Source organism: Rickettsia sp. (genome assembly GCF_965035265.1).
Genome location: NZ_CBCDJS010000054.1, coordinates 1 through 8,710 on the forward strand (window position 1 = coordinate 1; position 8,710 = coordinate 8,710).

The following is an 8,710-nucleotide window of genomic DNA, read 5'->3' on the forward strand; positions in this document are numbered from 1 at the left end:
TTAATAAATATCTTTGGCAAGCAGCATTAGAGACTATAAGTTTTGCTCCTCTTGCATCAGCAGACTCAAACGGCGGTGTGATCATTACGGAATGGTATAGCCCACGCTCTAACCCTAATTTTCGATTTAAAATAAATATATTTATCAAAGACGATGTAATAAGCCCTGATTCAATTGAAGTAAAAGTATTTGAAGAAATGCTTAAGAACAAGCAATGGGTACTTAATGAAAATACTTCAAATCTTGCTATTACGCTTGAGGATAAAATTTTAAGAAAAGCTAGAGAGATATATATTAATAGTGCGAGGTGATATTCCACTCGGTATCATACCGTGGCCCCTCCACGGTATCTCAGGACACAGTCTGTGACACAAGACCCCGTGGTCAAGCCACGGGGTGACAAGTAAATTATATAAAAAAATATGAACCAAACAGAACAAAAATGGCAGCAAATCTGGCAAGAAGAAAAAGCTTTTGAGGTATTAAACGAGAGTAATAAGCCAAAATATTACGTACTTGAAATGCTGCCTTATCCTTCCGGTAAAATTCATGTAGGTCATGTACGCAACTATTCTATAGGTGATGTGATTGCTAGATTTATGACTATGCAAGGTTTTAACGTGCTTCATCCGATGGGCTGGGATTCTTTCGGCTTACCTGCCGAAAATGCTGCAATAAAAAATAATTCTCACCCGAAAGATTGGACATATTCTAATATCAAGAATATGAAAAAGCAGCTAAAATCTATGGGTTTTTCTTATGATTGGTCTAGAGAGATAAATAGTTGCGATCCTGAGTATTATAAACATGAGCAGAAATTCTTTTTAGAACTCTATGAAAAGAATCTTGCTTATCAAAAAGAATCGCTTGTTAATTGGGATCCGGTTGATAATACCGTGCTTGCAAATGAGCAAGTTGTTGATGGGCGTGGTTGGCGTTCAGGTGCAATAGTCGAAAAACGCTATTTAAAACAATGGTTCTTAAAAATCACTGACTATGCTGAAGAATTATTAAATGAAATTCAGAATTTAAAAGAGTGGCCTGAAGCAGTTCGCTCTATGCAAGAGAAATGGATCGGCAAATCGATAGGCGCTAATTTTCATTTCAAAATTAAAGATAATAGACCTCTTCAGAAACTCGCTTATAGGGAGGAATTTGAAGGAGACACGGAACACAGAACCGCAGCGTACACAAGCGTACGTGAGGATTCGAGTACCGGATCGACGTACAAATTACCCCTAGAAGTAGAGTTTCCGAAGAGGTCTAATGAAGATACTACTATAGAAGTATTCTCAACCAAACCCGAAACTATTTTTGGAGCTAGCTTTATAGGAATTGCCTTTAATCATCCGATAATAGAGAAACTAGTTTCTAAAACACCTGAGATATCAGCTTTTATAACTAAATGTTCGCATATTACAGGAAGTAGCGAACTAGAAAAGGCTGAAAAAGAAGGAATATTTACCGGTCTTTATGTTACTCATCCTTTCGATTCAAATATAGTTTTACCGGTTATTATTACTAATTTCGTGCTAATGGATTACGGCACAGGTGCAATTTTTGGCTGCCCTGCTCATGATGAACGTGACCATGAATTAGCCGTTAAAATGAATTTACCTATAAAACAGGTAGTTGAAACGGATCATACGGAAGACGGAATTTTAATTAATTCAGATTTTCTAAATGGCTTAACTAGTAATGAAGCAAAGCGAAAAGTAATCGAGGAATTTGAAAAATTAGAGATAGGCAAACGCAGCGTAAATTATCGTTTGAAAGATTGGGGGATTTCAAGACAGCGTTTTTGGGGTTGTCCGATTCCTATGATTCACTGCGAAACTTGTGGCATAGTTCCCGTACCTTACAAAGACTTACCTGTTACTTTACCTGATGACGTAAACTTTGACGGTCACGGTAATCCGCTTGATCATCACCCTAGTTGGAAACATGTTAATTGTCCGAAATGCGATAAGCCTGCTATTCGTGAAACTGATACTTTTGATACATTTTTTGAATCATCCTGGTATTTTACTAGATATTGCAATAGCAATGCTACAGAGATGACCGATAAAAAAGCTTGTGATTACTGGCTACCGGTCGATAAATATATAGGCGGCATAGAGCATGCAGTAATGCATTTGTTATATGCAAGGTTTTTCACAAAAGTAATGAACGAACAAAATTATGTAAGCGTTCGTGAGCCTTTTAAAGGGCTTTTTACTCAAGGGATGGTGCTGCATGCTACTTATAAAGATGAGCATAATAATTGGTTATATCCTGAAGAAGTAGTTAAAAAGGGTAATGAATTTCTTCATAAAGAAAGCGGTAGCTTAGTTGTACAAGGTCGTATTGAGAAGATGAGTAAATCTAAAAAGAATCTCATCGATCTTGAGACAATGCAAGAGCAATATGGGGCAGATGCAATTAGGCTTTTTGTGCTGTCGGATAGTCCGCCTGAGAAAGATCTAGAATGGTCGGCAAGCGGTATTGAAGGCTGCTCACGTTTTATTAATAAGCTTGAGCATATGTTTGAGGCGATAGCTTCTTTAAAAGACGATGTGAATAGCGAAATTAATAAAGAACTTAATAGATTAGTTCATTTGACTACAAAGCACGTCGCTGAAGATATAAAACATTTTGCCCTAAATAGAGCAATAGCACGCATGCGTGAGCTTTCTAATGCTATATCTGCTGAGCTTAGTAAAGAAGTGGTGGATGTAAAAACCGTAAGGCATGGCTTTAATGTTTTAGTACAACTACTAAATCCTTTTATCCCGCATATTACGGAAGAAATTTGGCAAAAGCTTGGTAATAAAGAGCGGCTATATAACTCAGCTTTTCCTGCATTTGATGAATCAATGCTAGAGTTAGACGCATATGTTATGGCAGTGCAGGTTAACGGCAAACTTCGTGATACTTATGAATTTAAAATTTCCGCAGGTGAAGATGAAATAAAGCAAATTACCGTCAATCTGCCGAAAGTACAAAAGTTCTTAGAGGGAAAAGAATCGAAGAAGACTATTCTTGTCCCCCGTAAAATTGTGAATATTATTGTTTGATGTTGGTTGTCACCCCGTGGCTTGACCACGGGGTCCAGTTTAGAATACTAAAACTTTAGTATTTTAAGTTACTTTTCTGGATACCGTGGACAAGCCACGGTATGACAATAATATCTCAAGAGTTATATAATAACTTATTACTCTTTAGCTTACCTCAATCCCAACCATCTGAGTCATGTTTCCTCCAATTTCAATCGCCTCAAAAGTAGGTGTTTCATTGGCTTTCATTTCTTCAAGATTAAACGGAAATCGTGGCTCTTCCTGTGAAATCGAAGTCTCTTTAAAATAATTACAAATATCTCTTACGACTGATTCTACTATATAATTTACTACCCACCAAAATGCAACAATAATATTAATACTTAAAGCATTTACATTATTATCAATACTTAAAGTATTTTTTTCTTGTTTTAGTACCTCAAAATCTTTAATTGCCTCTAAAGTTTCTACTTTTTCCAGCGCTTTTACTTCATGTGCTTCATAAATTGTTACTTCAGGTTTCTCATACCCACCGGCTGCTATATCACTTAGAGTTAGTTCTAGTGGAATGTTATCTGAGTTTACTATTTCTTTTTTTGTGTTGTCTGTTTAGTCATAAAGATCCCCTATTTTAGTTGTTAATATAGGACTGTTAACAAAATAATTTTAAAGCTATTTTGTTAGCAATCCTATAAATAGTGTGCCTGATTTTATACCTAGAGTCAATTTATTATGTTAATAATTTAATATTTTTATTAATTTATCTTAATTTAAATTAATGCATGAAAATGTCAATTTCATTCCAACCGATAAGGTCTAAATTAGCTCTTGTCGGTAGAAAACGAAAGATGTCGTGAGCGAGTTCGAACCTATTTTCTCTAAGTAGCATTTTTTGTAAAATATCTCTTAACTGATGTAAATAAAGCACATCTTTGGCTGCGTATTCTTGTTGTTCCGGAGATAAATTTTCAGCTCCCCAGTAAGAAGATTGTTGTTGTTTGGAAATATTTATGGAAAGTAGTTCTCGGCATAAATCTTTAAGACCGTGACTATCTGTATAGGTTCTAACTAGTTTTGAAGATATTTTAGTACAAAAGATATTTTCTAAATCTATACTCAGATATTTTTTTATGGCTGCTAAATCAAATCTAGCAAAATGAAATATCTTGCATCTAGTTTTATCTAGCAATAACGCTTTTAAATTAGGGGCAGTATAATCTTGATGTGCAAAATGAACAAGATGGGCTTCGCCGTTGCCGTTACTAAATTGTAGCAAACATAGTTTATCTCTCTGTAGATTTAGCCCCATTGTCTCGGTATCTATAGCGATATCCCCTTCAAGTTCAAAATTATTTGGTAGGTCGTTTTGATAAATTTTTATAGTCATAATATACTCGTTGAACTTGAAAAATTGGCTGCGTCGTCTTTGTAAGTCCTCGGATGCTCACGTATTAAGTATACGCTCCGCTCCTCGGCTTACAGACTCCTTGCTCTTTTTCAAGTTGAACTTCGTATCTCAACCCTTCAATTCACAGGAGTCATATATTTCATATTTTTTAATTTTTTATTGTAAACACCTGTTCTTTAGGGTCTGCTACTCCTAAAACTTTCTTTGCTTGTTCTTCTAACATATCTTTATTTAGCGATTCCGTGCGGAGTAATTTGACGTTATGTTCAAGCTCTACTCTTTCTGCTCGTAAGGTTTTTAATTCATCATAAGCTTTTTCAAGCTGCCTATTTACTTTTAAATATGCAATAATCCCTTTATTACCATATATGCAATGAAAAACAAAATATCCAAGCAGTAACGCTAAAAATATATTTAAAATTATTTTTTTAGAATGATTATTTAAATGTATTATCATAAGTTATAATGGACCAAATTTTTCGTCATTGCGAGGAACGTAGTGACGAAGCAATCTCAGAATATTTGACGAGATTGCCACGTAGCCTACGGCTGCTCGCAATGACGATTAGAGTATACTTATAAGAAACAATACCGGAGCAGTTAAAATAATACTATCAAATCTGTCTAACACTCCTCCATGACCCGGTATTATGTGACCGCTATCTTTAATGTTAAATTTTCGCTTAAAATATGAAATAAATAAATCACTTAGTTGTGCTATTAATGCTAATATACAACTAATTATAAACAAATAAACTTTATTTGAAAAATAGTAATTTTCAATATGAAAGCTTGGTATAAAATTAACTAATACCGCAACTATACCTGCCGATAATACTCCTGTAATCAGACCGCTCCAAGTTTTTTTAGGACTGATTTTTGGAGCAAGTTTTGCTCCTTTAAAAGTTTTGCCGCCAATCATAGCGAAAGTATCTACGGACCAAATAATGCAAAAATACAGCATTATAAGCTGGCTATTAGTATCTTCCAATAATATTAATAGAGCTATAGGGATCGGAATAATAATTAGTCCGATTAATTGATAAGGAATAGAAGAGTAGGTCATATTATACCATTCACTTAACATTCCCATACCTACTAATATCATTAGAATATAGAATAAAGGCTTAAACCATAATATAGCTACGACAAATAACGGCACTAGGATTAAGCCTGATAACACCCTTAAATATATATTTGATTTTTGTTTATCTTTTGCCAAATGTTCTTTTCCTTTTTGAGTAATCATTTATAGCTTCTTGTATATCATCTTTATTAAAATCAGGCCAATATTTGGATGAGAAATATAATTCAGCATAAGCTGCTTGCCAAAGTAAGAAATTGCTGATGCGATAAACCCCGCCTGGTCTTATTAATAAATCTACATCTGGCATTTCAGGGTCATATAAAGCGTACCCTATATCGCTTTCGCTTACTTCTTTTTTACCGCTTGCAATAATTTTTGTGCAGGCATCAACTATCTCTTGGCGACTTCCATAACTAAAAGCTATACAAAGCGTTATTTTATTATTATTTTTTGTTAATTCTATAGCATTATTTATTTGTTTTTGCAATGAACTACTTAATAAATTAAGCCTACCTATTACTTTTATTTTAACGCCGTTTTTATGTAAATTGTTTAATTCGGTTTTTAAATAAATACTTAATAGTTTTATTAAGAAATCTACTTCCGTACTTGAGCGTTGCCAATTTTCTGAAGAGAAAGTATATAAAGTTACATAAGGTATACCAAGGTTAATAAATTCAGGTAGTAATTCACGAATTTTATCGGCTCCTCCTTTATGCCCTTCAGATTTTGCTAAGTTATGCCGATCTGCCCAACGAGCATTACCGTCCATTATTATTGCTAAATGTTTTATGTTAGTCATTATTTTATATTTTAATTCTTTTGTCATACCGTGGTTTGACCGGCTAGTGTACGAACGTTCAAGATGTTATTCCTGCGAAAGCAGGAATCCAGATAAATCGAGCTTTTAATTTTAAAAATTTGCTGTATTTATATTTTTTCCTGGATTCCCGCCTACGCGGGAATGACATAAAACAAGCCATGCAACAACGCCCAGCTTTTAGCTAGGAATGACATAAAACAAGCCATAGGAAACAAAGCCTATATTCTAGGTATTTCAATTCTTACCGATAGTCCACCTAAATCCTTACTATCTTCTAGATAAATAAAACCTTTGTGATTGTTTATTATTTCTTTAGTAATAGCAAGCCCAAGCCCTACGTTACTTGCATTATCAAGCTGTCTTGCTTTATCCGATCTATAAAACGGTTTAAATACAAGATGTTTTTCCGTATCATCTATACCAATACCGTTATCTTCAATAATTATGGCTACGGTAGATGAATTATCTTTTAAAGATATTTTAATTTTAGTTCCATATTTTATAGCGTTACCCATTAAATTAGACAAGGCTCTTTCAAAAGAATTCGGCTTTATTAGCACTTTATCTAAATTAGCAGGTTTTATAAATTCAATATTTACATGTGACCATTTGTTTAAAAATTTTTCCATCCAAGGTAATAATAAAATTTCTTCAAATTCTTCTGTACTTTCGCCTTTAGCAAAATCTAAATAAGAATTTATCATTTGCTGCATAGTTAATATATCTTGTTTTAATCCTGTTGTTTCTTCGCTTTCTTCCATCAATTCAAGTTGTAGTTTCATCCTTGTTAAAGGAGTTCTAAGGTCATGCGAGATCATAGCAAGCATAGTGGTTCTTTTAGTAATTTGTTTTTCAATACGGGTTTTCATTTTTAAAAAAGCTAGTCCTGCTTTTCTTATTTCTAAGGCTCCTGAAGGTTTAAAATTTTTACCTTTTAAAACACCTTGACCAAATTTATCCATGCTATCCGCAAGAGCGAGTATTGATTTAATTTGATTTTTGGAGAAAATAATAGAAACGGAAAGTAATATAATAGTTAAAGATATAATCCATAAAACAAATATATATACTGTAGGATTAAGTAGTAATTTTGCAGGAAAAGTAATATATAATATTCCATCTTTTAATTCTAAAAATACTTCAATTTTATTTTCCTTATTCAGTTTAACTATATTTTTTTCATGGATTTTTGTAGCTAAAATATTTTTAAATATAGTTAAAGGCTCACCTAATTTAGGCTGTTTTATAGATAACTTTTTATTAATCTGAAACTGATAAGATAAATTAAGATAATTTTCCGATAAATGGGTTATCTCTCTTGAATTATTTCTATGTTCTTTAATCAGCGATTCTATTTCATTGATAATAATAGTACTAGTATAATATGAAACATTATACCAATGACGATCGTAAAACAAGAATATAGCAACAATTTGTCCTATTAAAATCGGAATGATTATAATGAACATGAACCGTATAAACAGTGTTCTCGGTAATAATTTAGATATAAAATGCATAGCCTTCATTACGCACGGTTTTTAAATATTTCGGCTCTTTTGGGTTGTCTTCTATTTTACTTCTTATTCTTGTAATTTGTACGTCTATAGAACGCATACTAAGCCCGCCCATAATTTTTGAAAGTTCAAAACGACTAGTGGATTTACCGGAATTTTTTATTAATATTTCAAGTAATTTTTGTTCGGTAGAGCTAAGAGATACAATTTGATTATTCTTGGTAAATTCTTTTGTATCAAAATTATAGAAATTATTGCCGAATTTAATTATATTTGTTTCTTTTTTAAAGTTATTATAATTATTGATTAAGTTATTTATCCGAAGTAATAATTCTCTTGGTTCAAAAGGTTTAGTTATATAATCAGAGGCACCGGCTTCAAGTCCTTTAACACGGTCACCTGCTTCCGATAAAGCAGTAAGCATAACTATAGGAATATTATTACCGGCATCCCTTATAGTAGTAGCAAAATCAAGCCCTGTTATTTCAGGTAACATAACATCTAAAATAATTAAATCATAATTAGAAGTTTTTAATAGATTTTTAGCTTCTATGACTGAGTTTGCCGTTGATACTAAAAATTCATTTTTATTTAAAAATTGCTGTAAAAGTGCTAATATTCTGCTATCATCATCAACAATTAAAATATGTGCTTTATGTGACTGCATGTATACTCGTTTAATTTTAAAAATTGGTGTTAGCTTTTCCGTCATTGCGAGGAGCGAAGGGCCTTGTTGCATGGCTCGGTTTCTCCATTGTCACCCCGCGACTTGATCGCGGGGTCCAGTTTAAAATACTAAAATTATTAGTATTTTAATTGTTTTTTGGATACCGTGGTCAAGCC

8 protein-coding genes and 1 pseudogene are annotated in these 8,710 nt (G+C 33.1%); 2 read left to right on the plus strand and 7 right to left on the minus strand.

Going from position 1 to position 8,710, the window contains the following annotated elements; all coding sequences use genetic code 11:
• On the plus strand, positions 1 to 311 hold a 311-nt coding region (locus AC1Z7D_RS04480), incomplete at its 5' end, for a DUF3576 domain-containing protein (protein WP_482602346.1).
• Between the two features lie 111 nt (positions 312 to 422).
• Entirely contained in the window at positions 423 to 3,056 is a 2,634-nt protein-coding gene (gene leuS, locus AC1Z7D_RS04485; protein WP_482602348.1) for a leucine--tRNA ligase, read from the plus strand.
• A 754-nt stretch (positions 3,057 to 3,810) separates the two neighbouring features.
• Here the strand turns inward: leuS and AC1Z7D_RS04490 are convergent.
• The 7 genes and pseudogenes from AC1Z7D_RS04490 to AC1Z7D_RS04520 form a co-directional block, all read right to left on the minus strand.
• A complete protein-coding gene (locus AC1Z7D_RS04490) occupies positions 3,811 to 4,422 on the minus strand; it encodes a ribonuclease D (RefSeq protein ID WP_482602350.1) in 612 nt (203 codons plus the stop codon).
• A 57-nt stretch (positions 4,423 to 4,479) separates the two neighbouring features.
• A pseudogene (locus AC1Z7D_RS04495) lies at positions 4,480 to 4,548 on the minus strand (palindromic element RPE5 domain-containing protein); the annotation flags it as partial.
• Between the two features lie 43 nt (positions 4,549 to 4,591).
• The gene (locus tag AC1Z7D_RS04500; protein ID WP_482602352.1) at positions 4,592 to 4,900 is read right to left on the minus strand and encodes an FtsB family cell division protein; all 309 of its coding nucleotides are present in this window, start codon (positions 4,898 to 4,900) and stop codon (positions 4,592 to 4,594) included.
• A gap of 108 nt (positions 4,901 to 5,008) precedes the next feature.
• Positions 5,009 to 5,692: a phosphatidate cytidylyltransferase gene (locus AC1Z7D_RS04505; RefSeq protein ID WP_482602354.1), complete on the minus strand. Its 684-nt coding sequence runs from the start codon at positions 5,690 to 5,692 to the stop codon at positions 5,009 to 5,011.
• Positions 5,652 to 6,359, minus strand: a complete 708-nt coding sequence (gene uppS / locus AC1Z7D_RS04510; RefSeq protein WP_482602356.1) for a polyprenyl diphosphate synthase — start codon at positions 6,357 to 6,359, stop codon at positions 5,652 to 5,654. Before uppS ends, AC1Z7D_RS04505 begins: the two co-directional genes overlap by 41 nt.
• A gap of 212 nt (positions 6,360 to 6,571) precedes the next feature.
• Positions 6,572 to 7,870, minus strand: coding sequence for a sensor histidine kinase (locus tag AC1Z7D_RS04515; protein WP_482602358.1), 1,299 nt, complete (start codon positions 7,868 to 7,870; stop codon positions 6,572 to 6,574).
• Positions 7,854 to 8,534, minus strand: a complete 681-nt coding sequence (locus AC1Z7D_RS04520) for a response regulator transcription factor (RefSeq protein WP_482602360.1) — start codon at positions 8,532 to 8,534, stop codon at positions 7,854 to 7,856. The genes AC1Z7D_RS04515 and AC1Z7D_RS04520 overlap by 17 nt, the downstream gene beginning before the upstream one ends.
• Positions 8,535 to 8,710: the final 176 nt, after the last annotated feature.

Coding starts and splice junctions, on each gene's coding strand:
- uppS (WP_482602356.1), bottom strand. CDS start 6,359: ATGACAAAAGAATTAAAATATAAAATAATGACTAACATAAAACATTTA.
- AC1Z7D_RS04505 (WP_482602354.1), bottom strand. CDS start 5,692: ATGATTACTCAAAAAGGAAAAGAACATTTGGCAAAAGATAAACAAAAA.
- AC1Z7D_RS04515 (WP_482602358.1), bottom strand. CDS start 7,870: ATGCATTTTATATCTAAATTATTACCGAGAACACTGTTTATACGGTTC.
- leuS (WP_482602348.1), top strand. CDS start 423: ATGAACCAAACAGAACAAAAATGGCAGCAAATCTGGCAAGAAGAAAAA.
- AC1Z7D_RS04500 (WP_482602352.1), bottom strand. CDS start 4,900: ATGATAATACATTTAAATAATCATTCTAAAAAAATAATTTTAAATATA.
- AC1Z7D_RS04490 (WP_482602350.1), bottom strand. CDS start 4,422: ATGACTATAAAAATTTATCAAAACGACCTACCAAATAATTTTGAACTT.
- AC1Z7D_RS04520 (WP_482602360.1), bottom strand. CDS start 8,534: ATGCAGTCACATAAAGCACATATTTTAATTGTTGATGATGATAGCAGA.